The organism is Dyadobacter sandarakinus, from assembly GCF_016894445.1.
In the GTDB taxonomy this organism is placed as follows: domain Bacteria; phylum Bacteroidota; class Bacteroidia; order Cytophagales; family Spirosomataceae; genus Dyadobacter; species Dyadobacter sandarakinus.
Window position 1 is genome coordinate 2,983,077 of sequence record NZ_CP056775.1, and the last position, 26,865, is coordinate 3,009,941.

Sequence of the window (26,865 nt, forward strand, 5' to 3'; positions counted from 1 at the left end):
TATGTTTTACAATTTCAATAGGCACAAACAGCAAGCCACTGAGTCAAAAGCCGTTCCAATGGAGGAATTGGTAAGAAAATATCGTGAGCACAGAAGAGAATGTCAGCGGCGCTTAACTAGCCGGATGATCCGTAAGATGTTCCGAGTGCCAGTCAGCCTGCGGCTACCCATCTTTTTAGCTGCATTGGGATTTGGAGCAGGATACTGCATCAACTTAATCCTGCCTCATTCTTTCTTACAACAAAGTGAATATTTACTGGCAGAATTAAGGGGCTCTCCCCAAACAATTCATGCGGCGGAGCCAAGCCCAAAGCAACAGGCCTTCCAGCAGTACCTGGATAGTTTAGAGAGGGCACTGGTCGCAGACAGTTTATTTCAGTCACAGCAAACCATCGAAGATCATGCACCAAAAAGCATACACCCGTAAGTTTTTGCAGCAGCGCAAATTTTACACCTTCCTACCGCTAATCGTTTTGCCTTTTTTAACAATCTTTTTTTGGATGCTGATTCGCAAAAATAATGGGACAGCAGCCCAGGGTAACGATCAAAAAGGGTTGATCCTGAAATTGCCGGAAGCATTTTTAAAGGATGACAAAGATTTAAATAAGCTGGGTTATTACAAGAAAGCCGCCGAGGATTCGGCACGTCTTCGCGATCTCATCGAGAAGGATCCGTATTACCAGGATACTTTACTTGCTTCCAAGACTGGACCGCTAGGAGTACCATTAAAAGATTTGGACGGGCCAGGTAAAGGGCGCAGAGCTTCTGGACAGTCTGCTCAGACGGACAGCTCCGAAAAACCAGACCAACAGGTGCATAAAAAGCTAAAAGAGCTTGACAAAGTTCTTTCGCAAACCAGTAACCCGAAATTTGATTCACAATCAGACAAGCTATCGGAAAGCGAAAAGAAAAACCTAAGCCCTGAAATGATGCGCTTGGAGCAGATGATGGCAGGATTAGAATTGGAAGAGCCGACAACGGAAGAAGATCCGGAAATAACTGAGCTCAGTGGGATGCTTGACAAAATCATGCAAATTCAGAATCCGGCCTTGGCTGAGGAAAAGTTAAAAGTGCAATCATTGGCAAATGCAAAGCAAGTTTTTCCAGTGATTGCTGCTGGCGAAAATGTCAATTACACAGTGCTGACGAGCGCACAACCAGATTCGGATTCTTTACAGAACAGTGTCACCTCAGTGACCGGCTTTTATTCTCTTGATGACCAACAGTCAGTTGCCGTAACTCAGAATGCGATTGAAGCTGTCATTGATCAAAATCAGACTTTGGTAACCGGCGCAACGATCAAGCTTAGATTGGCTACCGATGTTTTCATTGCGGGCAATCGTGTGCTGGCAGGAAGCTTTCTGTATGGAAAGGTCAGTTTAAACCAAGAGCGGTTGCGGGTTAACATCGAGTCGATCAGGTTGAACAATACCCTGTTACCAGTTGATTTGTCGGTTTACGATATGGACGGCATTGAGGGCATCTACATTCCGGGCGCACTCTCAAGAGATGTCGGCAAGCAATCATCTGACCGCGCTATCCAAAGCGTAAATATTCCAATCATTGATCCATCAATCGGTGCCCAGGCTGCCAGCGCCGGGATTGAAGCGGCGAAAACATTCTTGGGCAGGAAAACCAAACTCATACAAGTTGGTGTGAAAGCTGGTTACAAGGTGCTCCTCAAAGACACTAACGCGAAGTCAATCTAATTCAATTACGTCCTAATCAACTATTATCATGAGAATTTTTCTTCTGTGCCAGCTACTGCTTTGCCCGTTCTTTCAGATGCAAGGCTTCTGCCAGGTTAATGGAACCAGCGTCATTGATCCCTTCCCACTGGAAGTGACGACAACTAAGACCACCCATCTGATCTTTCCATTCGGGATCAAAACCGTAGACCGGGGAAGCCGCGACATTATCGCTCAAAAGGCGACTGGAGTCGAGAATATATTGCAAGTAAAAGCTGCGAAAGTTGATTTCGATACGACCAACTTGACAGTTATCACAACCGATGGAAAGCTGTTTTCATTTTTGGTTGGCTATGCGGATCAGCCGTTATCGCTGAACATTCGAATCAATAGTGCCGCTGTCGATGTTGCAACCTTTGGAAATGGAGATCTCAATGATGCCAGGGTAGCTCAGTCAGCACTTTTAGCACAGCGCAATCCAGCGCATAATGTTTCCGTCAAAGACAGATCGTCGCAGTCAGAACTAGTACTGTCAAGCATTTTTGTCGATGACGATTTGCTACTATACAGAATTGAGCTTTCTAATAACTCTGCATTAAAATACGAGATTGAAAACCTGAGGTTTTTCGTCAGGGACAAAAAGTACCGCAAACGAACGGCGATCCAAGAAACTGGGATAACCCTGCTTCATATTCTTGGTGATACCAGTGCTGTCTCACCTCAAACGTCGCAAACTTTCGTCTTCGTTCTTCCTAAAATGACTATCCCAAACAAAAAATACCTGGCCGTCCAGGTCCAGGAAAAAAATGGGGGTAGACACATGACCCTGAAGGTCAGAAACCGACACCTTCTTAAAGCCCTTCCAATCCGTCAATAATCATCCAACCAACTAAATTTTAGAAATCATGAATGAAAAAAACTTCGAATATCTGCGCGATCAAGTCAAATATTCCGGCTTTGGCGAAGGTCTGGAAAACCAGCTAAAAGAAAACATCAAAAGGCAGCCGCCTGAATTTTCGCTTCAACACCAGGCCACGTTCGGCAAAGATGAAGTCAACAGCGCTCTGCACTTCAAGCGTTCGGCCACGACTGATATGTATTTCTTTAATAGCTATATGGCCTCCATGAAACAGGAACAGGCGACCGAGAAAATGAACCAGACTTTTTATGTAGGTAAAGACAACAACATTACTTTGAAAGAAGGTTATAACCTGATGAATGGCCGGGCAATCAACAAAGACTTAACTAATAAAGAAGGAAAGATTTATAATGCCTGGCTTCAAATGGATTTCAAGCAGACGGATAACGCGGGAAACTTCAAACTCAAACAATTTCACTCAAACTATGGGTTTGACCTTGAAAAAGAGGTTTCTAAGCATCCTGTCAAGGAGCTCCAAAATACGCAGGACAAATCCAGGCTTCTGGATTCGCTTCAAAAGGGGAACCGCCAGGCAGTAACTTTTATCGAGAACGGCAATGAGCAGCGCCGCTACATGGAGGCTAACCCGCAGTTTAAATCTGTGACAGTCTATGATGCCAGCATGCACAAAATCCATAACCGGCAATCTCAGCAGGTACAGAAGTCAAATGCTAACAAGCAGGAACAGAAAAATGGACCGGAGATTGCGGGGGATGAAGAGAGGGATCACCATTCCGGAAAGAAAGCCAAGAAAGAAAAAGGTATGTCGATAAGCCAATAAGCTATGGATATTGCAACGCACCTTGACCGGTTTTTCAGGGACATCAGTGTAGACGCCCGCGTAACAGTGACTCACATTAGCGTCTACGCTGCCATCCTCCAAAGCTTGCGGAGACTGGGAACAGACCATATATCAATGTTTGGTTTTGAATTGATGCAGGTCGCTAAAATATCAAGCGGAAAAACGTACTACAAAGCGGTTCGCGAACTCAATGAATTTGGTTATATCAATTATGAGCCATCATTCAAGAAAAACAAACCAAGCAGAATTTCGCTGCCGGAGTCTAGTTATTAATCAACAAAATTTTTGAAAGATGAATATTGAGGTAATAACCAAGGAAGACTTGCAAGTCCTACGGAGAGAACTGCTTGAAGATCTAAAGCAATTTCTGTCCAGCTCAAAACAAGAACCTAAAAAATGGCTACGGAGCGCTGATGTGAGGAAAATGCTGAACATCTCGCCTGGTACGCTACAAAATCTGAGAATAAACGGACAACTAAAACCTAGCAAGATCGGTGGATCATTTTATTATGCATTTCAAGACATCCAATTATTGATGCTGGGTGATACAAAACGAACAAAGTGATGGAAAAATCGATTTCAAAATTTTTCAACCGGATCCTTACAGACCAAAGGGTCAGGATCTGGCACGTCGGGACTTACGTTGCTCTTGTGCTTCTTTGGGATAAAAACAGACAGTCAAGCCCTTTCCAGGTAAGCCGTAGGACGATCATGCAACTATCCCGAGCCCGAAGTGCGATGACATATCATAAGTATTTGAAGGAGCTTGAGATGCTCGGCTACATCAAATACTTGCCTTCATATCATCCTAAAAAAGGAAGTAAGATCTGGCTAGTTGAATGAAATTCCGTGCAGGCCTGTATCAGATCTTGATCATTCTGCCAACAATCTTCAAATTTGTCTTAATCATTCATTAATAAATATTAAGGCTATGATTCTAGCATTTGGCATCACGTCGGTGACGATCTATGGAGCGGTTTTGATTTTTGTTGGCGTAGGACTGCGGTTCTTTGTGGGGCAACGCAGGTTTAGCCGAAGAGGCATTGGGGGGACACAACAATATAGTAGCTACTGGTCGGCAGTTGTAACGTCAACTATGGAAGGTCTGTTGATGATTATCTCAGCGTTGGCAATAGTATCAGGGATATTTTTAACCATTATTGAGCTTTTCAACAATCGACAGTAAATTAAACTACTATTATCTTAAACAGTTAACCGCCGCGGATGCGAAGCTTCAATCAGCTTCACATCCGCGGCGGTCGGCTTTGATGATCAAAGGGAAAAGGGGAGACAAGCCCCCCCAACCTAATTGAGACTAAGGGCCGCTGACCCAACACGAGCAAATTCGGCGCAAATGTTGAAGGCAGCTTGTGCACGGAGCTGGGCAGTGCCGCCGAGTATTATCGATTTTAGTTTTGTTTCCTCGTCTTGAAACTTTCTGACATTCTGAAAATAGCCAGTAACAGCATTGTATGCACCGAACAGGGTACCCATCGTGGTGGGCAATTGCTGGGTTGGATTAGAAAGGGCATATTCATAAACATCCTCGACAATATTTAAAAATTGGGTTGAGAGAGCATTTACTTTCCCATCTTTCAAATTTCCCAACACTTCCTTATTAGGTGCCATAGCAATCTCAATCAGCTTTTTAAGCTGCGGATCAGCGATTGGCCTTTTTACCCATTGATTGAAAGTTTCGCCAATTTCGTCACTAAACCGGCTCGCTATGCCCATCACTTTATGTGCCGTTCTCAACCGTTCAGCAGCGTTGCTAGTGTGCCTGATTTTGACAACATTGGTCATATTTTTCATAGCCGCATTTAATGTGTTTGCGCAGACAATGCGAATAGGCGTAAATGCAGCTGTAATACTTCCGCTACCGTCGTGGGAAGTTGTCAGGAACAAATATTTTTCAATCAAATCGTCATTACCGACCTTGATATATCCAGGCAGTTTAGCAGTAATGAAAATTCGCTCGCCTTTGCCCAACGCCCCGGCTGTTTCATACATGATGCCATCGCTGCCAATAATGCTATCGAAAAAAGTGAATGCGTCGCGGTTTTGAACAATTTGATAGTCCTTACCTACTACTCCAAGAACAGCATTGTTATCCGTCCGCATTGTCGCGAAGTAGCCGGGGACTGAAACTACAGGCATATCTTGTCCTTCATTTTTAAGGAGCCTTTCGGTAAAAAGCTTGGTCTTTTCAACTTGGTAATCTAATCCGGCATGAACGATAGCCTCTCGGCTGTTAGGGTACTGATTGACTATTTCTCCGAGCCCGTGCCAGGCTTTTTCTTTGACAGAAAAAAAGCTATATCTGTCGGTGTTTTCGTTGAAACTGATGTTGTGAGCCATGATCTTACATGTTAGAAATTGGAAATAACTCTCTTTCTTCTTCCTCTCGCTTCCTTTAAAATGAATGTTTGACAAAGAAAAAACGAGAAAAAAGAAAGCCCTTCTAACAGTGGCCCTGAATAAGCCAAAAGGAAACGGAATAAGTGCCCGATAGGCTGGCGGCTGAATTTGCGAAACCTAAAACAATAGAAAAGCCGCCATTATGCCGTAAGCTTTTGGCGGCTTTTAATAATCTGCGGAACATAGGGCCACTAGTTTAGCTGCGCTTTTCCGAGTTTGGTTGTCAAACAATCAAATATGCGTATCCGCCAGTACCTCTTTTAGCTTTCTCATATCATCACCAATTTTCTTGTCAACGATCTTGGCATAAAGCTGTGTGGTCTTAATATTTCGATGTCCTAACATTTTCGAAACACTCTCGATCGGAACGCCGTTTGTCAAAGTTACAGTCGTGGCAAATGTATGCCTCGCAAGATGAAATGTGACCGGTTTCGCAATACCGCACAAATCAGAAATTTCTTTTAGATATGAGTTCATCTTTTGGTTTGATAGAACGGGTAAGACCCTGTCTTGATTAACACATTGAGGATGCTCATCATATTCTGAGACTATCGACAAAGCCTGAGGCAAAAGTGGTATTCTCGAAGGAGAATCTGTTTTTTGTCGTTTAATGACTACCCATTTTTCGCCATCACCGCCTTCTACAATCTCCGATCGTTTCAACTTATGTACATCTGCGTACGCCAATCCCGTATAGCAGCAAAACAAGAAAATATCCCTCACCTGATCCAACCGCCCCTGCCCAAAATCACGGTTGGCTATCAATTGTAATTCTGTGGCCGTCAAAGCCTGTCGGTCAACTTCGTGCTTGGTCATTTTGTAGGCATGAAATGGATCCCGTGCAATCCATCCTCTTTTTATACATAGCAGAACGATTTTCTTGAAATTTGACAAATATTTCATCGTCGTATTGTGGCTGCATTTTCTCACTGTCTTCATCCAGAATTCGTAATCAGCTATGAACTCATAGTCTAATTTTTCGATGGCGAGGTCAGTAACTTTATATTTGTATTTGATAAAGTCACGCGTATGCTCAAACGAGGTTTTATACCTTTCGAGAGTCCCGGGAGCATAATCTAGCCCCACAAGTTTGGCCATCTTCTCATTGTGCTCCTGAAAAATCTCCAAGATCATCCTTGGCTTAACAGTATTGCCGACAAGCAAATTTTTTACCGACTCAGCGGTAATTTGTCGACCAGACTCAATTAATTGTCTGTGGACTTCGTAAACTTTCGATTGTAGGGTGTCCAAATAGGCGTTTAGAAGTTTGACATCTTCCTTGACTCCATTCTTCCTCCCAGCGATGGAATTCCATTTTTCGGGTTCACAGTCCCTTTTGGTACTGATTTCAATCCGTTGACCATCAATCGTCAATCTCATATAGATTGGCAATCCTCCTTTGACATAGTTGTTGCGTTTCTTAAGGTAAAACAGCAACGTGAAGCTTTTTGATAACATAGCAATCAGTTTTTTAAGTGATTAAAAATATGACTACAGCTTATCTAAATCAAGATGTACACGCCGTGAACAGGTTCGTAATTAGCATGTTACGGCAGTTCTGGTGAGCACTTTTCTATCTCTCAAATTGCTCACCGAACTGCTCACCAACATATTGGGATTTTTTGAACATTTTGGCATAGCGCGGAAAGAAAAAAAGTCTGCAAATCGTTGATTTGCAGACTTTTGATGTGTTTTTTTATTGATTTCCGCAGAGAGAGAGGGATTCGAACCCCCGGACCTGTTACAGTCAACGGTTTTCAAGACCGTCGCAATCGACCACTCTGCCATCTCTCTAATTGTTTCGCCGTGTGCGAATCATGGTGCAAAATTAAAAACATTTTGTTCAGGCGCAATACTCTCTACTAAAAATTTGAAGTATGTTCCAAAATACGGATTACCGCCGCTTCACTGGTTTGCTCCGACATTTTGTAGCGTTCATCGGAACGAAACCCCATTATCCACATGATATCAGCATTTCCATTTACCAAAACAAACACCTCTTCCTTGGCAAACCGGTCCACTTTCATATCGGTCAGCAGGTCACTTACCTTCTTCGTCTTACCGCCCATCCCCAGCGGCGCAAACCGGTCACCCTCTTTCCACCGACGTACATGAAGCGGAAATATCAGCTTGTTCCAGGGAATGTACAGGGTATGGCTCGTCCGCCCGATCTCGCCGGCCGGGTTCTCCTGTCTTTTAATGGAAATGCTCCATTTTCCTGCTAAGTACTCAGCCTCCACGTCATTGATGTGCACTTCCAATGTCTGAGAAGAATTTTCTTTTTTCTTAACGATCAGATCGTCGCGGTCTACCAGCAGTATATGCGATTGCGATATGAAGGTTTTGCCGGAAAATTCAAGACTGCTGATAATTTGTTGTGATTGGACGTAGGTGAAACCCACTTCGTTTAAAACCCACCATAGTCTATATACGTTTTCACTGGCTGTTGTAAGTTGGTATATGGAGATCTTTATTTTGCCCTTCTCTATCCGCACCGCTGCTGTTTTCCATGCTTCCAGTAATTCCTTTATCAATGCAGTCGCTGAGCGGAGACGATTGGCCGTCTGCAGAAAGGTTGATTGCAATGACGGATTGACACCTTTCATTACCGGTACTACATGGTGGCGGATTTTATTACGATGATATGCATCCGAATCATTCGAGCTGTCGTTTCGCCATACAAGTTTGTTTTCCAATGCATATTGCATGATCTCCTCGCGCGAACTATTGATCAATGGCCTTAGCAGCGCGCCATGAACGGGCGCAATCCCCGGCAGTCCCGCTATCCCCGTCCCTCTCGTAAGATTCAAAAGCGTTGTTTCAAGGACATCGTCCAAATGGTGCCCTGTCACAATCCAGTCCAAAGCCAGCTCCTGCCGAAGACTTTCAAACCATGCGTACCTGAGTGTACGTGCCGCCATCTGGGTGCTTATACCTTCCGACTTGGCATAGGATTTAATTTCAAAATGTTTTACATAAAACGAAAAACCATACTGCGCGGAAAGCTCCTGAACAAACAATTCGTCCCCCTCCGACTCCTCCCCCCTCAATCCAAAATTGCAATGCGCTACTACGCTTTGAATTCCCGATTTGTAGAATAAATTCGCCAGCACAACAGAGTCTATTCCGCCGCTGACAGTAAGCAGGCAACGTTGTCCCCGAAGGCTGATAGCATATTGGTTAATAAAAGTTAAAAATGAATCCAGCATGGCCGAAAAGACGTATTTGACTGTACTTTTGACGTATATAAGTTTGATCTGAAGTCCTTCCGGAAGTGCGGAAAAGTTGTTTGATGTGGCAAAGGTAAAGAGAAGTAAAGCGATATGATTCAAAAAAATTACAACATAAAGTGCAACCCTTTTAAACATTTGTGCGTCATCCTTATCAAAGGTAATATTTTGCAAAAGGCGTTCTTTGTTTTCATGTTTTTATCTCCTTTCTGGTTCAACGCCAATGTACTAGCTCAAACCAAGAACGAGGATCTTGTGGAAATCCTGAAATCAGACGAGCTGGAAATCATTAATGAAAATGGTGTGGACTCCAGACGCGTGACAAACGGTGTGTTCAGGCACAAGGGGGCGATGTTGTATAGCAATCTCGCAATTCAGAACATCAACACGAATGTTATTGAGGCTTTTGGGAATGTAAAGATTGTACAGGGTGATACCGTGACAATCACGGGCGATACGCTTTTTTACTATGGAAACACACGCCTGGCGATCGTGAGTGGCAATAAAACGATTATGAAAGATCGTAAACGTACATTGACTACGCGCAAAATTGAATACAATATGGCGTCGGGTATTGCCAATTACAAGCTGCCGGGACGTACAGTGGACGAAGAAAATATACTTACCAGCAAAGAAGGATTCTACAATACGCAGACGAAGGAATTCACATACTACAAGAATGTCAGGCTGGTAAATAAAAAATATACACTTACCACGGATACCCTCCTTTACAACTCCATTACAAAATGGTCATACTTCAACGGAGCGACCAAAATTGTCAACAAGGATGGGACAGTAACCGGAACCCGGGGCAGGTACAATACCGAATCCGCCGAATCTGCATTCCATAACCGGACCACCGTGGATAATGAAACCTACACGCTTACGGCAGATTCGCTGGTAGTGGATGGAAAAAGCAACAACGGGCAAGGAAAGGGCAACGTAGTAATTGTTGCCAAGAAAGACAAAACAGTACTCAACGGAGATCAGGGATACTACTGGAAAGCCGAAGGTTTTTCTAAAATATTTGGACATGCATACGTGAGAAATGTAGTTTCAGAGGATACGCTGTACATCCGGGCGGATACGCTTTATTCGTACGAAAACAAGGTTGACAGCACGCGTAAGCTTGTTGGCCATAAGAATGTTTTTATTTACAAGTCTGATTTTCAGGGCAAATGTGATTCGATCAGCTATACTTCGGCCGACTCCGTTATCCGGTTTTTTCAGAAGCCTGTGCTTTGGAGCGACCAGCATTATCAAATGGAAGCTGACTCGATTACTGCTTTTCTGGTCAACAATGCGATCAACCGCATGCTGCTTAAAAGTAAGTCCTTCGTCATCAGTGAAGACACGCTGGTGCGGCAGTTTAATCAGGTAAAAGGCAGGACCATCAATGCCTATTTTCAGAAAAATAATCAGCTGAAACAGGTTCTGGTGGATGGTAATGGAGAAAGTGCCTACTATGCGATTGATAATAAGAATAAAAGCATTGGATTAAACCGGGTGGAATGCGGAAGAATGAACCTGTTATTTCAGGATAGCAAAGTAAGTCGCATTGCATTCATCGGCAAGCCAGACGGCCGCCTCATTCCACCTTCTAAGATCAAACAGACGGAGCGGGAACTGGAAGGGTTTAACTGGCGCATTAAAGACAAGCCGACCAAAGCAAAAACCATGTGGCAGGAGCCGTAGGTGAAACAGAACAAGTTAGGTGCGCGCAGGCACGATTTTTTACCGATAGAAAATAAAGTTTGCTGTTCGCACAATATGTTTTGAACATACAATTATTTCTGTATATTTTTGTAATGTGCACTTATACTGAAAAATGACGTAAAGTGCTGAATTCCTGATAATACGCTATGAAAAAAACTATACTCTTTTTAATGTTTATCTCGGCTATGATCTCCTTGGATCTTAGTGCTCAGGCAGTGTCGGGAGGCAGCCGCCTGAATATGGCCGGCCAGAAAAAAGCGGCACAAACAGGCCAAGTTAAATTTTCTGGTCTTGCTTCTGGTATGAGCTACAAGCCGCTGTCGCTTCAAAACCCGGGCGTTCTGAACAATTTTTATCGCTCAATCCTGTTTTCGACACCTGCTCCGGAAAGCACGGGCGTGAACACATCCGAAGTTGTTGAAAAAACATCTGAAAGAAGAAATATATCTCCCGAAGGACAGGTCAGGGCTGACGAGCAGCTATATGCAAACGAAAAAATTTCAGTGTCCAATATTTATCCCAATCCTGCCAGCGAGTTTGCTGATGTGGATTATAACATTATGTCGAATGTTCGGGATGCAAAGCTGATCATTTACAATGTGCTGGGATCTCAAATGGCAGAACTTCCGCTAAATAAAAGTGGTCGCAAGCTGCGGGTAAACACAAAGGACATGCCTACCGGACTTTACTTTTACCAATTGTCACTGGATGGTCAGAAGGTAGCTACCAAAAAAATGCTTGTCAGACACCAGCAATAGGCTTAGATTTAACACTATACAGGCTACACATTCGTTATGGATGGTGTAGCTTTTTTATTATCTTTGCATTAATATGCGAAAAAACAGTCCGGCAAGTTATTTCTTGCAATTCCTCTTCGTTGTTGCGATTACATCATGCAGTAAATTTTCCAAGCTGCAGAAAACCGGTACAGATCAGCAGAAGTATGACGCTGCCATGGCGTACTACAAAAAGGGTGATTTCTATCACTCCGGCCTGCTTTTCGAAGAGCTTATCCCCCTCCTGAAAGGAAGTACCGAGTCCGAGCTGGCGCAGTTCTACTATGCATATTCCCAGTACCATCAGGGCCAGTATAACACGAGTCAGTTTTTGTTCAAAAAGTTTTATGATACTTACGCCCGAAGCGATTATGCGCAGGAAGCGTTGTACATGCATGCTTTTTCACTTTATAAAGATTCCGCACCCTACACACTGGACCAGACCAGCACGCATACTGCCATTGCAGCTATGCAGGACTTTATCAATACATATCCCGAAAGTCCTTTCCGTGAAGAGTGTACACGCTACATCCTCGACCTGAGGGCCAAGCTGGAAAGGAAAGCCTACGAAAAGGCAAAGCTTTATCATAAAGTGAGTGACTTTAATATGATGTCGCTGAAATCGGCGGTGATCTCAATTGACAATTTCCGTAAGGACTTTCCTGATTCACAGTTCAATGAGGAACTTGCCTTTTTGAAAGTGGATTCACAATACAATCTGGCCAGCAACAGTTTTGTTGATAAGCAGAAAGAGCGCTACCAGGAAGTTGTAAAATTTTATCAGGAATTGATCGATAAATACCCGACTGGTAAGTACAACCGGGATGCCGAGAAGATGTTCGATGACAGCCAGAAACACCTGGACGTAATCGCGAAAGTAGAAGTTGAAAAACTTAAGCAAAAAGAAACGCAGCCGGATTCCACCAACAGACCTACCAAGGTGACTACTCCTGCAACTCCTTAGACAACTGAAAACCAACTGACATGACATTAAACAAGAAAGAAGTGAATATGGCCACCAATCCATCCATTATAACTCGCGATACTGATAAAATCGCGGATGTTACCGGTAACCTCTACGAATCAGTTTCAGTGATTTCTAAAAGGGCCCGCCAGATTTCAAGCAAAATGAAAGAAGAGCTTAACAACAAGCTTGCTGAATTTGCATCAGGCGTGGATAACCTGGAAGAAGTATTTGAAAACCGTGAGCAAATTGAAATTTCGAAATTCTACGAAAGAATGCCGAAAGCGGGAAGCATCGCCATTGATGAGTTTATCGAGGGAAAAACGTACTTTAACTACCGCGAACAAACCGAAGAGTAGTTGAACCAACATCTACGAAAGCCAGCTGTAATCTAATTGCAGCTGGTTTTTTGCTTTTTGTAGCAATGCATTCACGATTACTTGATTAACTTTCCTGCCTAATTGATCCATTGAAATCGCATTTCTACATTGAATCTTCAGGGAAAGAAAATTCTGCTTGGCGTTTGCGGAAGCATTGCTGCCTATAAAGCTGCCTTGGTGGTACGATTGCTTGTGAAAGCACATGCCGAGGTGAAAGTCATCATGACGGAGGCGGCAAAGGACTTTATCACTCCCCTCACGCTCTCAGTACTTTCCAAAAATCCGGTATCCAGCCAGTTTGCCAATGAAGACGGCACCTGGAACAACCATGTTGAGCTGGGCTTTTGGGCAGATGTGATGGTGATTGCTCCGGCAACCGCAAAAGCATTGTCCCGCTGTGCTACCGGTCATTGCGACGATCTGCTCACAGCGGTTTATCTTTCCGCGAGATGCCCTGTTTTTTTTGCGCCTGCTATGGATCTGGACATGTACCAGCATCCCTCCACCAGGCAAAACATTGCAAATCTGCTTTCATTTGGCAATTATCTGATCCACCCGGGCGCGGGAGAACTTGCCAGCGGATTATCCGGCGAAGGCCGCCTAGCTGAACCGGAGTCCATTGTATCGCAGCTCAATGCTTTTTTTTCCCGGCAAACAGTGGCAGCTGGCAAGCGTGTCCTGATCACCGCAGGCCCGACGGTGGAAGCCCTCGATCCGGTTCGGTTTATCAGCAACCGGTCTTCAGGAAAAATGGGTTATGCAATTGCCGATGCATTTGCAGCCGCGGGTGCACAGGTTACCGTGATCAGCGGCCCTACAGCCGTGAAAGCAAGTATGGAAAATGTGAATGTGGTTAACGTAAACAGTGCGGACGAAATGCTTGACGCTGCACAGGGCCACTTTGACCAAAGTGACCTGGTTATTTTTGCGGCCGCCGTGGCAGACTATAAGCCCGCCCATCGCGCTGTGCAGAAGATCAAAAAATCGGAAGAAATGATGAGCCTGGAACTGACACGCACCCCCGACATTGCGGCTACACTGGGCAAGCAGAAAAAACAAGGTCAGCTGATCATTGGATTTGCACTCGAAACCGAAAATGAGCTGGAACATGCCAGGCGCAAGCTCACTGCCAAAAACTTTGATTATGTTATCTTAAATTCACTCAACGACCCTGGTGCAGGATTTATACACGATACCAACAAAATTACCGTTATTGACAGGAATGAAAATGTAAGGCATTTCAGCTTGAAACCGAAAGATGAAGTAGCCTTGGATATCCTGAATATAGTTTTGGAAAAATGGAGCGAAGCATGATGAAAAAGCTGCTATTGACTTGTATCAGCATGTTTGCATGGCAAATCAATGCGATAGGACAGGAATTTCAGTTTACTGTAAACCTGAACTACGAACAACTGGTATCGCAGCAGAAAACCGACCCGCAATCCATGGGTCAGCTGCAAACCTACATGAACGATTTTCTGAATAATACCCGGTGGACCAATGATGAGTTCGGGAAAGAGGAGAAGATCAAGTGCAAGCTCAATGTCAACCTTACCCGCTCGGTAAGTCAGGGAAATTATGAAGGAAATGCGCAGCTGATCGTTTCACGGCCTGTTTATAACTCCAACTACGAAACCGTCCTTTTCACGTATGTAGATAAGAACTTCACATTTACATATCTGCCTAATACACAGCTGTACTTTAATGAAAATACCTACACGGAAGAGCTGCCTTACATCCTTGCATTTTACGCCAATGTAGCTCTGATTTTCGATTATGATTCGTTCAGCAACCTGGGCGGGAGTCCTTATGTTCAAAAGGCATTTAACCTTGTAAATCAGGCCCGCAACTCGTCACCGGCAAAAAGAGGCTGGGATTCCAATGGTGATTCAAAAAACAGGTATTGGCTGGTAGAGAACTTGATGAGCCAGCAGTTTACCCCCTTCCGTGAAGGTCTTTACCAATATTACAGGCTGGGGCTTGACGTGGCAACGCAAAATCCGGCAGAGACCCGGACACGCGTACTGGACTTTCTCAACATTGTACAGGAAGTCGCCAGACTCAGGCCGGCGAGCGTGGTGGTAAACTCTTTTTTTGATGCCAAATCGGAAGAACTGTTCAAGATTATGATTGAGGGACAGCAGGAAGAACGTAACCGTGCCTATGCTATACTAACAAGCCTTGATCCTTCCAAAACCCAGCTTTACGAGCGCCTGTCGCTGTAAGCAGGGAGTATCTGATAACTTATGAGTAAAAGATTAGTCAGGATTTCTGCCCCCGGCTTTCACGATGCACTTCGCGAACTTCCGCCTATTATGGTCCACGCCGTGACCCGCCGGGGAAATTCGGTTTTTGGAAAAATAGAATCGGTACAAGTGGGTGGTATAACCCTGACCGACACCAGATTTCATCAGCATTATTTTGCTTTTACCGACCTTTATGAGATTGTGTACGACAAGGTGGAAGCATGAGGTATGAAAAGGAATTTTGAAATACGAATACGCTGATTATATTCGTACCCAATGGCCAGCGATGGTAATGGTCGTCGCACACCGGCCGCTTCTCCTATATCAATATGCTTTCGAATCTGCTGATTAAAAATTACGCGCTCATTAAGCACCTGGAAATGTCCCCGGATCCCGGCCTAAACATTATCACAGGCGAAACAGGAGCAGGTAAGTCCATTATGCTGGGCGCAATCGGACTGCTTCTGGGCAACCGGGCCGACGTAAAAGCACTTTATGATAAAAGTGAAAAGTGCGTGATTGAGGGTTACTTTGACCTTTCCGGCTATGACCTGGGTGCCTCCTTCGAGGACGAGAATCTTGATTTTACAAGTGAATGCATTATCCGGCGTGAAATTTCCGCCCAGGGTAAGTCCCGCGCATTTATCAATGATACACCCGTAAATCTCGACACGCTGAAACGTGTAGGCGGGCAACTGCTCGATATCCATTCCCAGCACGACTCGGTGATGCTGGGGAACAACGAATTTCAGTTGCAGGTAGTCGATACATTTGCCGGAAACGGTGAGCTGGTCAGGTCATATTCTGAAAAATACCGGAAATACCAGGATGCCGCAAAGGCTTTTGAACAGCTTAAAAGCAGAGCACATCAACTACGGAAAGAGTCGGATTATGATACATTCTTGTACCAGGAACTAAGCAATGCCAATTTACGCAGCGGCGAGCAGGAGCAACTGGAACAGGAACTGACACTGCTCGAAAATGCGGTGGAGATCAAAGAGCGCTTACAACTCGCACATGCCTACCTGGACAGTCCCGAGAATGCAATTTTAGAACTGCTGAAATCGTCAGTCAGTGCGCTCGGACAGGCTGCCCGGCTTGTTCCGTCGTACGATGCCTTGCGCGAGCGGGCGCAAAGTGCGCTGATCGAGCTGCGTGACCTTGCTGATGAAATTGACCAGACGAATCACGCCGTAGACGTAGATCCGGCGCGGGCCGATATTGTACAGGAACGGCTGAATGCCATTTATACCCTGCTGAAAAAACACCAGGCAAGCGCCGTCGAGGAACTGATCGCGATTCAGGAGCAACTCGAAGAAAAAATCGGCATTGTACTGAACCTGGATGAAGAACTTGCGAAAGCCGAGAAAGCGGCGCTATCTGCCCGGGAAGCTATGCTCAAAAGTGCAGCAAACCTGTCCCGCAAAAGGCATCAGGTTACGGCCGCGATCGAAAAACAGATACTGGAACGCCTGATAGAGCTAGGCATCCCGAATGCTTCCCTTTCGGTGCATATCACTGAAATTGCACCTTCATCACACGGAATTGATTCCGTTTCACTGCTTTTCAGTGCCAATAAGGGTATTGCGCCACAAGAATTGAAATTTATAGCATCCGGCGGGGAATTTTCCCGCCTCATGATGGTTATTAAATACATACTGGCCGACAAACGTCAGCTTCCGACCATCATTTTTGACGAAATTGATACGGGCGTTTCGGGAGAAATTGCGAAGAAAATGGGTAAAATGATGCAGAACATGTCCGGTAAGCACCAGATTATCGCCATCACACACCTTCATCAGATTGCCAGCAACGGAACTGCCCATTACTTTGTATATAAAGATCATTCGTCAGATAAAACGGTCAGCAATATCCGTAAGCTTACAATCGAAGAGCGCGTTCAGGAAATAGCGCAGATGATCGGCGGTCACAATCCGTCCCAGGCAGTCCTGACTAATGCGCGCGAAATGATTTTAAAAGAATAGCCTAACGAACATTTTGTAATGAAAAGAATATTACCCCTCCTGCTGATGACAACACTGGCCTGCAGCAACCAGGCCGAGAAAGACAAAGTTGCGGATCTGGAAGCAGAAGTACTGGCAATCCACGACGAGGTAATGCCGCAAATGGACGCTATCATGTCGCTGAAAGCCAAACTGTCAAAGAAAATTCAGAATATGGACAGTCTGCAGAATGAAGGTATCAGCAGCAATACGGTTGCCGGAGAACGCATAAAGGCTGTGGATTTGAACCAGAAATTAAGTGACGCTGATAAACTTATGATGGATTGGATGCATGCGTACCGGGGTGATTCAGCTAAAAAGCTGAAAGGAGCTGAGGCTACTGCCTATTTTGAAAAGGAAAGAGAAAAAATCCTGCAAGTCAAACAAGTTACATTGAAGTCCGTACAGGACGCAAAAACTTTTTTAGAGTAAATAAATTATGTATTTCAAGGTTCACAGGCTCATGCCTTTCCTGCTACTGCCGGCGCTTGCGATCATGCTATTTTCCTGTGGCGGCTCCGATAATAAGCTCCCGATCTATGGCGAGCGGGATGTGGTTAAAAATAATGCTGAAGGCAAGGAAGTTACGGATACCATTTACAATACCATTCCGCCATTTTCATTCGTCAATCAAAAAGGAGATACGGTTTCGGAGGCAATTGTTAAAGACAAAATTTACGTAGCCGACTTCTTTTTTACGAGTTGCCCAACCATTTGCCCGATTATGAAAAGGCAGATGATTAAAGTTTATGATAAAATCAAAGGCAGCCCGGATGTCATGATCCTGTCACATACCATTGATCCTGAACATGATACGCCGCAGGTGCTCGATAAGTATGCTACGGACCTGGGGATTACCGGTACCCAGTGGCAATTCCTGAACGGGCCGAAGGAGAAGGTGTATGAAATAGGCGAAAAACATTATTTGTCGACACTCAAAGAGGATAAAACCGCAGAAGGAGGCTTCATCCACAGCGGTGCGTTTGTATTGGTAGACAAAGACAAACGAGTACGTGGCATGTACGACGGCACTACTGACGAAGGCGCGCAGAAGCTGATTGCTGACATTGAAAAGCTACGGGTAGAGTACAGTAAATAACGTCGGTATAATGATAAAAAGAGCATTTTTCTTACTGTTATGCCCGTTTGTTTACGCTTGCCAAAGCAAAGAAGAGCTGAAAAGTGAACAGTACTTTGCGGAAGGCTACCAGCTTTTTACTACGCATTGTGCAAACTGTCACCAGGCTGATGGAAAGGGAATGTCTAACTTGTATCCGCCCATTTCCGGCTCGAATATAATTGCTGGCAAGGCGCAGCTCGCATGCATTATCCGGAATGGAATGCAGGGTACCATTTCGGTAAATGGAAAACCATTTAATCGTCCAATGCCTGCCAACCCACGCCTGAAAGACCTTGAAATTGCAGAAATTATCACTTACGTGAATATGAAGTGGGGAAAAGACAGCCTGTACACGCCCGTCGATCAGGTTACGACTGCACTGGCTGCCTGCAAACCTTACTGAGGTACTCCGGAAAATTTATACACGCCGGTAGCTTTCCTGAATTTGATACGGGTAAAGTCCTGCTCTGCATCCATGCCGATAGCATCGGTCACTTCTGCCGTCCTCTTGTTTCTGACGGACAATGCTTTTTCCGTAAATACTTTCCTGGTTCGCGGACTCCAGAACAACTCCGAAGTGGTCAGTATTTCCTGTGTCTCTGATTTTACAACCCGCACATTTCCTTTTACAATGTACACGTCGGCATTATGGTCGTACCGGCCAGAGTCGGAGCGCAGCGTAGTTTGTACCGTCCCAAGTGTATCATAGAAGCTGATGTTAATGGTATCCGGGAATACTTTGGATTCATTCTGATAACCAAATGAACGTGGTGTCCGTACCACCACCTTGGATTTACCCTGCTCACTGTATTTGACCTCTACGTTGTTGATGATTTCGATAGGTCCCGTATACACAGCACCTTCTTTATTCGGCTTTTCGGTACACGACTGGAAAAAGACCGAACTCAGTACCATCAAAATACAAAAAGAAGATAAAAATTTATCTTCTTTCCATGCTTGTATAAAATCTGACCTGTAATGCATTCTAGTCAATTTTCTGTTTCTGGAACCATCTTTCCAACAGGGTAATTCCTAACACCACGCGACCGTATCGCTCGCGTATCAAACCTGAGCCGGTACCTCCGCGCTGTCCGCCGACGAAGGCAAACGAAATAAGGTTCTGATAACCCCGGCCCATCGGAAATGTAATTCCCAGGCTCACGCTCGCATCCTTTATGTCTCGATTGTTGATCATATAAGGAGTAGATCCATAACTGAAACCTATGCGATAACGTACGATATCCAGATATTTCAGAGAGGTAAACTTAGGAAGCCACTCGGCACCCACATTAATGCGGCCAACATCACGAAGGTTATCGTCGGCACCAGCAAATCCCCGGTATTGCGACCAGTACTGTCTGTTATAGTCGGCTGAAATGACAAATTTCAATGGCCACTCGAGACTTGCACCAGCCTGAAACTGATTAGGTGTTTTAAGAATGCCGCCTAAGTTATTCGACAATGTATCGGGCTGTAAAACAGGAAAGGAATTCTGGGTAACCTCAAAAGAGGTTGTCTGGTTGGAATTGATATTTGCACCAAAACTATATGCTCCGCCCAGGTTCAGGTTCACCTTATTTTTTTTCAATGGAACACGTACTGCTGCGCCGGCTCGGAAAGCAATATCCGAGTAGGTTGTACGCTCATTAAGGCTCACCAGGTAATCTCCCGATCCGGACACGGGAAGTGACACTTCCGTGGCTTTTCTTACGTTTCCAAAAAAGTAGGAAGTTTCGAGACCCAGACTCAGGTATCTATTTATTTGTACAGAATTGGTAATGGACGCTTTGTTCAGGCCACCTTTACCGGTGGTGAAATAGTTGGCGATCGCGCCGGTACCCTGTACCTGGCGACTGGTAGAATCACCGTAATCCACAAAGCTGTAAGGCTTGATACTCACCCCAATGACCCAGCGCGGATGTACCGGAAAAGCCAGTGAAACATACCCCAGGTTACCGCCCGCATTCCGCTGGTTACGGCTGCCAGACGTAATATCCTTGTACTGGCCAATAAGACCTATGTCAAGGGTGGTAAACCTGTTACGTACCCATAATGCGGGATTCAGATTGTTGATCTGAAAGCCGCTTGCGGTACTTACACCCGACTGCCCCATACCGGTATTATCAGAAAACCCCTCTCCGTAAAACTCCCCCATTCCCAGTGAAGAATATGGCGAATTTCCCAATCCCTGGGCACTTGCTTCCTTATGCAGCCCGAAAAACAAGGAGAGTTGTAAAATGCTTAAAGTGAATAATCTGAATCTACTGTAAAGAGACATTATATGTTAAAATTCTGTTCAGTCCAATTAAAACGAGTTCGGGCACCGCAAAGATGGGTGGTTTCAGGCTACTTTCAAAAAATGGAGCGTCGCCACCGCATAATACTACGCGCAAATCGGGGTAACTGTGACGATAGCGTGCAATTATTCCTTCCATTTCGGCCTGCACCCCATTCATAACACCACTTGAAATAGCGGACCGGGTACTTTTGCCGATGAACGCGGGATTTTTCTCCTCTTCCACCAGCGGAAGCCTCTTAGTGAACGTATGCATAGCCTTAAATCGCATTTTCACACCCGGAGAAATCAATCCGCCCTGAAATACGGCCATCTGATCCACGAGATCATAGGTAATGCAGGTACCCATATCAATTACCAGCACGTTTTCCTGCGGATACAGGTAGTTTGCCCCGGTAGCAGCAGCTATACGATCCGCACCGAGCGTATGCGGGGTGTCGTAATTTTTGGTAACAGGCAGCGGAGTGTCAGGCGTAAGGCTTAAAATGTTTGAAGGAAGATCAAGTGCATGCACAAACTCTTCGACAGTGGTGCTGACGGACGAAAAAAGTACATGTTCGGGACGCTGGCTCCGCACTTCGGCGATCATTTCAGCAAATTCCAGGCGTGTCGTATAGCGTAAGAGTTTTTCATTTTCAAACCAGCCGACCTTGGAAAAAGTGTTGCCGGAATCAATTACTACATTCATATTTAATCCAGATCTTTTCGCAAATTTAGAAGGAAAATCGCAATGCAGCCGTGCCGTAAGTTCTTTAAAAGACGCTCATTTGCAATAAAATACGTTTTTTCAGGAACTATCATGCTATGTTTTTGAGTTTGTTTTTTGGATGTGAAACTTCAATTACTTACCTTCGTTTCACTAAGTCCGGTATTGACTTATAAATCCCAAATCCATCTCGCGATAGCTCTCAACGTTATCGAGGTTTTTAAAATCTTGCCGATTTATTGTCTATACTCCAATTTTTATAATTGCAAACTTTCAGTTGATCCAACGTAATTTTTAAGATCGAAAGGTCCCTCCCCCGGTGTTTCCTCCTGAAAAACCGCTGTTCTGGTAGCTAAGACCATCCGTAATCCTGGATTTTTCAAGGATCGTACTCAATAAAAATTCACAAACACAATGACCATTGGTAAAGTCTTACTTTACTTTTCATTTTTCGTATGCCTACAATTGATGAATTGAACATTAAGCTCCTTTCCGAGCTTAGAGAAATAGCAGGTAGTCTTGGGATACCCGATCACAATAAACTCCCAAAAAAAGAATTGATTAACAGGATTTTAACGCAACAGGAAGCACCTGCTGCTGCCAATTCGGCACCAGTTGCTACTGATGATGAAGATACTGGGTTAGCAGGCACAGACGAGCCTAAAAAGAAAAGGGCACGGCGACCTGTAGAACCTACACCGGTTGCTGTAAAGCAAAATAACCTGCGTCAGGGTAAAAACAGGAAAGAAAACCAGGGAAATCTGCCCTCGCTTTTTGAGCCGATCGTGGCAGAAGACAGAGCTCCTTCCCACGATGCACATACTTCTGCGGAAAGTAAAGCAGAAAACGGTACTGAACGCCCTGCTCCTGTACGCGAACGCAGTCCAAACCTCGACTTCCCGGCGGATGTTGATTCGGACAACGATACGCTGAATGATCTTGGAGCTGCCCCTGCACCAGCACAGGCGGAACCCGAAGCTTCACAGGCACCGGAAGTGTCACCGGAAAAAACAGCTGAGCGAACATCCGAAAATGCTCCGGCAGGACGGGATGACCGCAATGCACGTCAGAATAATAATAACCCGAATAATCAGGAAGGAGCCGATCGTCAGCAGAACATTCAGCGCGAAGATCCTTCTTCTAAAATTAAACGCAACTATAACAATTACGTCCGCGAATTTGATGGTCTGATCGTCAATGAAGGGGTACTTGAAATCATGCAGGACGGTGGCTACGGCTTCCTGCGCTCTGCGGATTACAATTACCTGGCCAGCCCGGATGATATTTATGTATCACCTTCACAGATCAAGCTTTTCGGTCTGAAAACAGGTGATACCGTGAAAGGACAGATCCGTCCGCCCAAAGAAGGCGAAAAATACTTTGCCCTCCTGCGCGTGGAAACGGTAAATGGTAAAACCACCGAAGAAATCAGGGACCGTATTCCTTTTGAATACCTGACCCCTCTCTTCCCGGAAGAATGCCTTCGCCTGAGCTCACGTCCGGAGCAATATTCGACACGTATCCTGGATCTGTTTGCACCCATTGGGAAAGGTCAGCGTGGAATGATCGTTGCCCAGCCAAAAACAGGTAAAACGGTTCTTTTAAAGGAAATTGCAAATGCAATTACCCGCAACCACCCGGAAGTATTCCTTTTGATCCTGCTGATCGACGAACGTCCGGAAGAGGTAACGGATATGCAGCGGAGCGTACGTGCAGAAGTTATTGCATCGACCTTTGATGAGCAAGCCGACCGTCACGTGAAAGTGGCGAGCATTGTTTTGGAGAAAGCAAAAAGAATGGTGGAATGCGGTCATGATGTAGTGATCCTACTCGATTCTATCACCCGTCTGGCAAGGGCGTATAATACAGTAGTACCTTCGTCCGGAAAAATACTTTCAGGTGGTGTGGATGCCAATGCATTGCACAAGCCGAAAAGATTCTTCGGAGCGGCGCGGAATGTTGAGAATGGCGGCTCGCTGACGATTATTGCCACAGCCCTGATTGATACAGGTTCCAAAATGGATGAGGTAATCTTTGAAGAATTCAAAGGTACCGGTAACATGGAACTGCAGTTGGATCGGAAGTTGTCCAACAAGCGCGTATTCCCTGCAATTGATGTGATGGCGTCCGGTACACGTCGTGAAGATCTCCTGCTGGATAAAGAAACACTGAAAAAAGTGTGGATCCTGCGCAAGCACATGTCCGATATGAATGCAATGGAGTCTATGGACTTCCTGCTCGAACATATGAAAGGGACGCGGAACAATGAAGAGTTCCTCATCTCCATGAACCGGTAAAAAAGAGCCTGAGTAGTTTACTCGGGCTCTTTTCTTATACACACAGCTTCGAATAGCCATTTCCAACTAATCAGCAGGCTTTATTTAGAAAAAACTTTATCACACTACATGTACAGAACCCGGGTTTTATGGTGGATTCTCCTCATTTTCTGGATGTCCGGATCCCTTTACTGGCATGTATTTAAAATAGAGCACTTCTATTTTAATGCCGAGGCACAGCAAACGTCCACTGACTCCACGCCGGTTTATAACAATCTCAGCATTAACGGAGAAAATGGTTTTAAGCTGGTTTCAAGAGGAGAAATCAGCTTTGCAAAGTCAGATGATTCCGCAAACTTCGCACCCGTCGTCAAAGAGCTTGACTCTCTGGCCATTTACCTGGCTGTGAATCCTTCCAGCCTGGTGACTATTACCGGCTCTTTTCACCCCGACGAAATTAATCCTACCTTGTTCAGAAATCTTGGACTGGCGCGGGCGGTAAGTGTAAGAAGATTTTTTCTGCGGCGACGCCTTCCCGACTCTATATTCACATTGCGAAGCCGCCTGATACCCGAGCCTGCCAACAAGCTGGACTCCATTCATGGCGGCATTGAAATACAAGTAGCTGATACAACATCCAGTAACACACCCTGATTTCGTCCCATGTCAGACGCCGACCTTACAAATCCAACTACCCTACTGACTTACCTGATCATGCTGGCTATTTCCGGTTTGCTGGGTTTCCTGGTCCGGTATAGTACAGAGAGTAAAAGATTGACAGAGCTGAAACAAAGGCTTGTTCGCATCAATAATGAACTGAACAAATACGCAGCGCGGGAAAAATGACGTACGCAATGCTTACCCACACGCAGGAGGTCGCAATTTCTACCGGCGTTTTATTGGTCTTGCTTTGTGCAGCTGCATTTGTCGGCTGGATCATGGGAGGCAAGACCGCTGACCAAAAAGTGAACGAGCTCAGTGAACTGGTTGAAGTCAAAAAAGCAGCACTGGAAGAGGCCAGGTTAGCTAAAAAGCCAAAAAACGAAGCGATTGTAGCCACTCACGCTTCAAAAGTGGTGTACCCGGCGGCACCTGAGCCGCATGCACCCGACGACCTGACCATCATTGATGGGATCGGGCCCCGTACGGCCGAACTGCTGAACAAGGAAGGTATACAAACTTTTGAGCAACTGGCAGAGGCTTCCATTCTGCGGATTGCACGCATCCTGAAAAATGCCGGCCCGAGGTTCCAGGTTCAGGATCCGACGCTCTGGCCCAAACAGGCCAAGCTTGCGCACGAGAAAAAATGGGAAGAACTGGAAAAGCTGAAAACGCTTCTGATTTCAGGAAAATAGATTTACAAAAAAATCCCGCGCTTCTTTCGAAGGCGGGATTTTTCATAAAATAAAAAGAATTACAAAGTCGCTACGGTTCTTTGGATAAACTGTGTCAGGTCTTTGCCGGATAGCAGACCCTGCGAAAGCAATGCAAGGTCATATACCTGCTTGGCAAGTGCCTTCTGCTCGTCTTCACTTTCCGTGGTGGAAATACGTCCGATCAGCGGGTGATTTGCATTCAGCGATACTGTGTACATCAGCGGCATTTCGCCGAACATTGAGCGCTGCCCCGAGCTCGCCTGCATATCCGTCATGCGGCGCATAAATTCCGGGAATGTGATGACCACGGGAAGTTCATCCACCGGCATCGCTTCCACCACGATATGCGCGGTTTTGTTCTCTCCTACTTCCTCAAAAACCTTCTTCACTTTTTCCTGATCATCGGCAGAAAGAATGCTTTCAAGCGCTACATCCTTTTCAATCAGCTTGTCCAGTGTATCAGCATCCACCCGCTTGATGCTTACTTTTTCAAGCTTTTGCTCCAATGCGTTGATAAAGTGTGAATCAATGACAGTGCCAAGTTCAAGCACGTCGTAGCTGCGCTTTTTGGCAGATTGTACAAAAGCATCCTGCTTTTTCAGGTCTGTGGTATACAGCCAGATCTGCGTTTCGTTTTTGTCGGTCTGGTTATCTTTTACCTGCTCACGGTATTCATTGAAAGTAAAATACTTGCCCTCCGTATTTTTCAGCAGACAAAAATCCTTGGCTTTATCATAAAATTTCTCATCGCTGATAATGCCGTATTTGACAAACAAACCAATGTCATCAAACTTCTTCTCAAAGCCTTCACGGTCGTTGCGGAAGATTTCAAGCAATTTGTCGGCAACTTTACGGGTAATATACCCATTGATTTTTTTGACATTTCCATCTGCCTGCAGGTAGCTTCTTGATACGTTCAGCGGAATATCCGGAGAGTCGATCACCCCGTGCAGCAGTTGCAGGAAGTCAGGTACGATATCCTTTACTTCATCTGTAATAAACACCTGCCGGCTGTACAGCTGGATTTTCTCACGTTGTCCCTGAAAGTCGTTGCGCAGTTTTGGGAAATACAATACGCCCGTCAGGTTAAACGGATAATCCACGTTCAGGTGGATCCAGAAAAGCGGGTCTTCGCTGAAAGGATAAAGCTCTTTGTAAAAACCCAGATAATCCTCATCGCTCAGCTCCGATGGATTTTTGGTCCAGATCGGGCTGGGATTATTTATAATTTTTTCCTCAAACTCAATTTCAATGGGCAGGAACTTGCCATATTTTTCAAGAATACCCCGGAGGCGGTGCTCGTCAAGGAATTCTTCGGAATCCGGCGCGATGTGCAGGATAATGTCCGATCCGCGGTCTTCGCGCTCGGCTGGCCCCAGTTCAAACTCGGTAGAACCATCGCATTTCCAGCGTACCGCTTCCGCACCTTCCTTGTACGATCTGGTGATGATCTCCACATCCTCAGCCACCATGTAGGCAGAGTAAAATCCCAGCCCGAAGTGACCGATAATGCCTTTATCGCCTTTTCCGTCCTCACCTTTGTCTTTGTACTTTTCTACAAATTCGGTAGCGCCTGAGAACGCGATCTGGTTGATGTATTTTTTAATTTCGTCAGCCGTCATCCCGATACCCCGGTCACTGATCGTAATGGTTTTGGCTTCCTTGTCGAGCCCGACAGTTACTTTGAGCTCGCCCAGTTCACCATTGAATTCTCCGTAAGAAGCGAGTTTTTTGATTTTCTGAGAGGCATCCACCGCATTGGATACCAGTTCTCTCAGGAAGATTTCGTGGTCCGAATACAGGAATTTCTTAATAATTGGAAAAATGTTCTCAGTGTGAATGCTGAGGTTTCCCTTTTCCTGAATTACTGATTCCATAGTAATTGTGTTTTGATTTATTTAAGTGCTGGAAAAATTACCTGTTTGCAATACGCGACATAAATATGCGTT

The 26,865-nt window shown here is 45.1% G+C and carries 28 protein-coding genes and 1 tRNA gene; 21 read left to right on the forward strand and 8 right to left on the reverse strand.

Translation table 11 applies throughout. From position 1 onward, the window contains the following. The first annotated feature begins 1 nt into the window (after position 1). The 6 genes from HWI92_RS11870 to HWI92_RS11895 are packed head-to-tail and all read left to right on the forward strand — an operon-like array spanning position 2 to position 3,974. Positions 2-427 carry a hypothetical protein gene (locus HWI92_RS11870; RefSeq protein ID WP_204664014.1) on the forward strand — a complete coding sequence of 142 codons (426 nt, stop codon included), beginning with the start codon at positions 2-4 and terminating at the stop codon, positions 425-427. Continuing rightward, positions 402-1,709 (forward strand): conjugative transposon protein TraM, encoded by a 1,308-nt coding sequence (gene traM, locus HWI92_RS11875; protein WP_204664016.1) that lies wholly within the window; start codon positions 402-404, stop codon positions 1,707-1,709. The genes HWI92_RS11870 and traM overlap by 26 nt, the downstream gene beginning before the upstream one ends. 28 nt (positions 1,710-1,737) lie before the next feature. Beyond that, positions 1,738-2,565 carry a conjugative transposon protein TraN gene (gene traN, locus HWI92_RS11880; protein WP_204664018.1) on the forward strand — a complete coding sequence of 276 codons (828 nt, stop codon included), beginning with the start codon at positions 1,738-1,740 and terminating at the stop codon, positions 2,563-2,565. Between the two features lie 28 nt (positions 2,566-2,593). Beyond that, positions 2,594-3,388 (forward strand): hypothetical protein, encoded by a 795-nt coding sequence (locus HWI92_RS11885; RefSeq protein ID WP_204664020.1) that lies wholly within the window; start codon positions 2,594-2,596, stop codon positions 3,386-3,388. Positions 3,389-3,391: 3 nt separating this feature from the next. Further along, on the forward strand, positions 3,392-3,682 hold the full coding sequence (locus HWI92_RS11890) for a hypothetical protein (RefSeq protein WP_204664022.1): 291 nt from the start codon (positions 3,392-3,394) through the stop codon (positions 3,680-3,682). Between the two features lie 19 nt (positions 3,683-3,701). Beyond that, positions 3,702-3,974: a helix-turn-helix domain-containing protein gene (locus HWI92_RS11895; RefSeq protein ID WP_204664024.1), complete on the forward strand. Its 273-nt coding sequence runs from the start codon at positions 3,702-3,704 to the stop codon at positions 3,972-3,974. A 740-nt stretch (positions 3,975-4,714) separates the two neighbouring features. On the opposite strand, the gene HWI92_RS11900 is transcribed toward HWI92_RS11895, so the two are convergent. The 4 genes from HWI92_RS11900 to tilS all read right to left on the reverse strand — a co-directional run bounded on the left by HWI92_RS11900 (position 4,715) and on the right by tilS (position 9,036). Further along, positions 4,715-5,767: a DUF932 domain-containing protein gene (locus tag HWI92_RS11900; RefSeq protein WP_204664026.1), complete on the reverse strand. Its 1,053-nt coding sequence runs from the start codon at positions 5,765-5,767 to the stop codon at positions 4,715-4,717. Between the two features lie 291 nt (positions 5,768-6,058). Beyond that, on the reverse strand, positions 6,059-7,285 hold the full coding sequence (locus HWI92_RS11905) for a site-specific integrase (RefSeq protein ID WP_204664028.1): 1,227 nt from the start codon (positions 7,283-7,285) through the stop codon (positions 6,059-6,061). 251 nt (positions 7,286-7,536) lie between these two features. Further along, positions 7,537-7,621 (reverse strand) — tRNA-Ser (locus HWI92_RS11910). Between the two features lie 68 nt (positions 7,622-7,689). After that, positions 7,690-9,036 carry a tRNA lysidine(34) synthetase TilS gene (gene tilS / locus HWI92_RS11915; protein WP_204664036.1) on the reverse strand — a complete coding sequence of 449 codons (1,347 nt, stop codon included), beginning with the start codon at positions 9,034-9,036 and terminating at the stop codon, positions 7,690-7,692. Positions 9,037-9,249: 213 nt separating this feature from the next. Here tilS and HWI92_RS11920 point away from each other — a divergent pair, with 213 nt between their 5' ends. From HWI92_RS11920 to HWI92_RS11970, 11 genes are all read left to right on the forward strand, one after another. Beyond that, complete coding sequence (locus tag HWI92_RS11920) at positions 9,250-10,752, forward strand: OstA-like protein (RefSeq protein ID WP_229249333.1); 1,503 nt, start codon at positions 9,250-9,252, stop codon at positions 10,750-10,752. A gap of 167 nt (positions 10,753-10,919) precedes the next feature. Next, the gene (locus HWI92_RS11925; RefSeq protein WP_204664040.1) at positions 10,920-11,531 is read left to right on the forward strand and encodes a T9SS type A sorting domain-containing protein; all 612 of its coding nucleotides are present in this window, start codon (positions 10,920-10,922) and stop codon (positions 11,529-11,531) included. A gap of 73 nt (positions 11,532-11,604) precedes the next feature. Then, on the forward strand, positions 11,605-12,513 hold the full coding sequence (locus tag HWI92_RS11930) for an outer membrane protein assembly factor BamD (protein ID WP_204664042.1): 909 nt from the start codon (positions 11,605-11,607) through the stop codon (positions 12,511-12,513). Positions 12,514-12,560: 47 nt separating this feature from the next. After that, a complete protein-coding gene (locus HWI92_RS11935) occupies positions 12,561-12,872 on the forward strand; it encodes a DNA-directed RNA polymerase subunit omega (protein WP_204664500.1) in 312 nt (103 codons plus the stop codon). 129 nt (positions 12,873-13,001) lie between these two features. Continuing rightward, positions 13,002-14,207 carry a bifunctional phosphopantothenoylcysteine decarboxylase/phosphopantothenate--cysteine ligase CoaBC gene (gene coaBC, locus HWI92_RS11940; RefSeq protein WP_204664044.1) on the forward strand — a complete coding sequence of 402 codons (1,206 nt, stop codon included), beginning with the start codon at positions 13,002-13,004 and terminating at the stop codon, positions 14,205-14,207. Further along, positions 14,207-15,118, forward strand: coding sequence for a type IX secretion system protein PorD (gene porD / locus HWI92_RS11945; RefSeq protein WP_445447113.1), 912 nt, complete (start codon positions 14,207-14,209; stop codon positions 15,116-15,118). Before coaBC ends, porD begins: the two co-directional genes overlap by 1 nt. A 21-nt stretch (positions 15,119-15,139) precedes the next feature. Beyond that, on the forward strand, positions 15,140-15,364 hold the full coding sequence (locus tag HWI92_RS11950) for a hypothetical protein (RefSeq protein ID WP_204664049.1): 225 nt from the start codon (positions 15,140-15,142) through the stop codon (positions 15,362-15,364). A gap of 104 nt (positions 15,365-15,468) precedes the next feature. Continuing rightward, positions 15,469-17,124, forward strand: coding sequence for a DNA repair protein RecN (recN, locus tag HWI92_RS11955; RefSeq protein ID WP_204664051.1), 1,656 nt, complete (start codon positions 15,469-15,471; stop codon positions 17,122-17,124). An 18-nt stretch (positions 17,125-17,142) separates the two neighbouring features. Next, positions 17,143-17,574: a viral A-type inclusion protein gene (locus HWI92_RS11960; protein ID WP_204664053.1), complete on the forward strand. Its 432-nt coding sequence runs from the start codon at positions 17,143-17,145 to the stop codon at positions 17,572-17,574. Positions 17,575-17,581: 7 nt separating this feature from the next. After that, positions 17,582-18,241, forward strand: coding sequence for an SCO family protein (locus HWI92_RS11965; RefSeq protein ID WP_374757888.1), 660 nt, complete (start codon positions 17,582-17,584; stop codon positions 18,239-18,241). A 10-nt stretch (positions 18,242-18,251) separates the two neighbouring features. After that, complete coding sequence (locus tag HWI92_RS11970; protein ID WP_204664055.1) at positions 18,252-18,665, forward strand: c-type cytochrome; 414 nt, start codon at positions 18,252-18,254, stop codon at positions 18,663-18,665. Here HWI92_RS11970 and lptC read toward each other — a convergent pair. From lptC to HWI92_RS11985, 3 genes are all read right to left on the reverse strand, one after another. Further along, the gene (gene lptC / locus HWI92_RS11975; RefSeq protein ID WP_204664504.1) at positions 18,659-19,177 is read right to left on the reverse strand and encodes an LPS export ABC transporter periplasmic protein LptC; all 519 of its coding nucleotides are present in this window, start codon (positions 19,175-19,177) and stop codon (positions 18,659-18,661) included. The two genes, HWI92_RS11970 and lptC, sit on opposite strands and share 7 nt — an antisense overlap. A gap of 70 nt (positions 19,178-19,247) precedes the next feature. Next, positions 19,248-20,540 (reverse strand): BamG family beta-barrel-assembly machinery protein, encoded by a 1,293-nt coding sequence (gene bamG, locus HWI92_RS11980; protein ID WP_229249335.1) that lies wholly within the window; start codon positions 20,538-20,540, stop codon positions 19,248-19,250. Then, positions 20,524-21,246 carry a type III pantothenate kinase gene (locus HWI92_RS11985; RefSeq protein WP_204664056.1) on the reverse strand — a complete coding sequence of 241 codons (723 nt, stop codon included), beginning with the start codon at positions 21,244-21,246 and terminating at the stop codon, positions 20,524-20,526. The genes bamG and HWI92_RS11985 overlap by 17 nt, the downstream gene beginning before the upstream one ends. A 473-nt stretch (positions 21,247-21,719) precedes the next feature. Between HWI92_RS11985 and rho the strand changes: the two genes are divergently transcribed. From rho to HWI92_RS12005, 4 genes are all read left to right on the forward strand, one after another. After that, positions 21,720-23,561 (forward strand): transcription termination factor Rho, encoded by a 1,842-nt coding sequence (gene rho, locus HWI92_RS11990; RefSeq protein ID WP_204664058.1) that lies wholly within the window; start codon positions 21,720-21,722, stop codon positions 23,559-23,561. Between the two features lie 108 nt (positions 23,562-23,669). Further along, entirely contained in the window at positions 23,670-24,194 is a 525-nt protein-coding gene (locus tag HWI92_RS11995) for a hypothetical protein (protein ID WP_204664060.1), read from the forward strand. A gap of 9 nt (positions 24,195-24,203) precedes the next feature. Then, positions 24,204-24,386, forward strand: a complete 183-nt coding sequence (locus HWI92_RS12000; RefSeq protein ID WP_204664061.1) for a hypothetical protein — start codon at positions 24,204-24,206, stop codon at positions 24,384-24,386. Continuing rightward, a complete protein-coding gene (locus HWI92_RS12005; RefSeq protein WP_204664063.1) occupies positions 24,383-24,895 on the forward strand; it encodes a helix-hairpin-helix domain-containing protein in 513 nt (170 codons plus the stop codon). The genes HWI92_RS12000 and HWI92_RS12005 overlap by 4 nt, the downstream gene beginning before the upstream one ends. A gap of 59 nt (positions 24,896-24,954) precedes the next feature. Here the strand turns inward: HWI92_RS12005 and htpG are convergent, their stop codons facing one another. Next, positions 24,955-26,793 carry a molecular chaperone HtpG gene (htpG, locus tag HWI92_RS12010; RefSeq protein ID WP_204664065.1) on the reverse strand — a complete coding sequence of 613 codons (1,839 nt, stop codon included), beginning with the start codon at positions 26,791-26,793 and terminating at the stop codon, positions 24,955-24,957. Between the last annotated feature and the right edge of the window lie 72 nt (positions 26,794-26,865).

Bases quoted from the DNA above. Each gene is read 5' to 3' on its own strand.
- HWI92_RS11870 (WP_204664014.1), top strand. From the start codon at position 2: ATGTTTTACAATTTCAATAGGCACAAACAGCAAGCCACTGAGTCAAAA.
- traM (WP_204664016.1), top strand. From the start codon at position 402: ATGCACCAAAAAGCATACACCCGTAAGTTTTTGCAGCAGCGCAAATTT.
- traN (WP_204664018.1), top strand. From the start codon at position 1,738: ATGAGAATTTTTCTTCTGTGCCAGCTACTGCTTTGCCCGTTCTTTCAG.
- HWI92_RS11885 (WP_204664020.1), top strand. From the start codon at position 2,594: ATGAATGAAAAAAACTTCGAATATCTGCGCGATCAAGTCAAATATTCC.
- HWI92_RS11890 (WP_204664022.1), top strand. From the start codon at position 3,392: ATGGATATTGCAACGCACCTTGACCGGTTTTTCAGGGACATCAGTGTA.
- HWI92_RS11895 (WP_204664024.1), top strand. From the start codon at position 3,702: ATGAATATTGAGGTAATAACCAAGGAAGACTTGCAAGTCCTACGGAGA.
- HWI92_RS11900 (WP_204664026.1), bottom strand. From the start codon at position 5,767: ATGGCTCACAACATCAGTTTCAACGAAAACACCGACAGATATAGCTTT.
- HWI92_RS11905 (WP_204664028.1), bottom strand. From the start codon at position 7,285: ATGTTATCAAAAAGCTTCACGTTGCTGTTTTACCTTAAGAAACGCAAC.
- tilS (WP_204664036.1), bottom strand. From the start codon at position 9,036: ATGCTGGATTCATTTTTAACTTTTATTAACCAATATGCTATCAGCCTT.
- HWI92_RS11920 (WP_229249333.1), top strand. From the start codon at position 9,250: ATGTTTTTATCTCCTTTCTGGTTCAACGCCAATGTACTAGCTCAAACC.
- HWI92_RS11925 (WP_204664040.1), top strand. From the start codon at position 10,920: ATGAAAAAAACTATACTCTTTTTAATGTTTATCTCGGCTATGATCTCC.
- HWI92_RS11930 (WP_204664042.1), top strand. From the start codon at position 11,605: ATGCGAAAAAACAGTCCGGCAAGTTATTTCTTGCAATTCCTCTTCGTT.
- HWI92_RS11935 (WP_204664500.1), top strand. From the start codon at position 12,561: ATGGCCACCAATCCATCCATTATAACTCGCGATACTGATAAAATCGCG.
- porD (WP_445447113.1), top strand. From the start codon at position 14,207: ATGAAAAAGCTGCTATTGACTTGTATCAGCATGTTTGCATGGCAAATC.
- HWI92_RS11950 (WP_204664049.1), top strand. From the start codon at position 15,140: ATGAGTAAAAGATTAGTCAGGATTTCTGCCCCCGGCTTTCACGATGCA.
- recN (WP_204664051.1), top strand. From the start codon at position 15,469: ATGCTTTCGAATCTGCTGATTAAAAATTACGCGCTCATTAAGCACCTG.
- HWI92_RS11960 (WP_204664053.1), top strand. From the start codon at position 17,143: ATGAAAAGAATATTACCCCTCCTGCTGATGACAACACTGGCCTGCAGC.
- HWI92_RS11965 (WP_374757888.1), top strand. From the start codon at position 17,582: ATGTATTTCAAGGTTCACAGGCTCATGCCTTTCCTGCTACTGCCGGCG.
- HWI92_RS11970 (WP_204664055.1), top strand. From the start codon at position 18,252: ATGATAAAAAGAGCATTTTTCTTACTGTTATGCCCGTTTGTTTACGCT.
- lptC (WP_204664504.1), bottom strand. From the start codon at position 19,177: ATGGTACTGAGTTCGGTCTTTTTCCAGTCGTGTACCGAAAAGCCGAAT.
- bamG (WP_229249335.1), bottom strand. From the start codon at position 20,540: ATGTCTCTTTACAGTAGATTCAGATTATTCACTTTAAGCATTTTACAA.
- HWI92_RS11985 (WP_204664056.1), bottom strand. From the start codon at position 21,246: ATGAATGTAGTAATTGATTCCGGCAACACTTTTTCCAAGGTCGGCTGG.
- rho (WP_204664058.1), top strand. From the start codon at position 21,720: ATGCCTACAATTGATGAATTGAACATTAAGCTCCTTTCCGAGCTTAGA.
- HWI92_RS11995 (WP_204664060.1), top strand. From the start codon at position 23,670: ATGTACAGAACCCGGGTTTTATGGTGGATTCTCCTCATTTTCTGGATG.
- HWI92_RS12000 (WP_204664061.1), top strand. From the start codon at position 24,204: ATGTCAGACGCCGACCTTACAAATCCAACTACCCTACTGACTTACCTG.
- HWI92_RS12005 (WP_204664063.1), top strand. From the start codon at position 24,383: ATGACGTACGCAATGCTTACCCACACGCAGGAGGTCGCAATTTCTACC.
- htpG (WP_204664065.1), bottom strand. From the start codon at position 26,793: ATGGAATCAGTAATTCAGGAAAAGGGAAACCTCAGCATTCACACTGAG.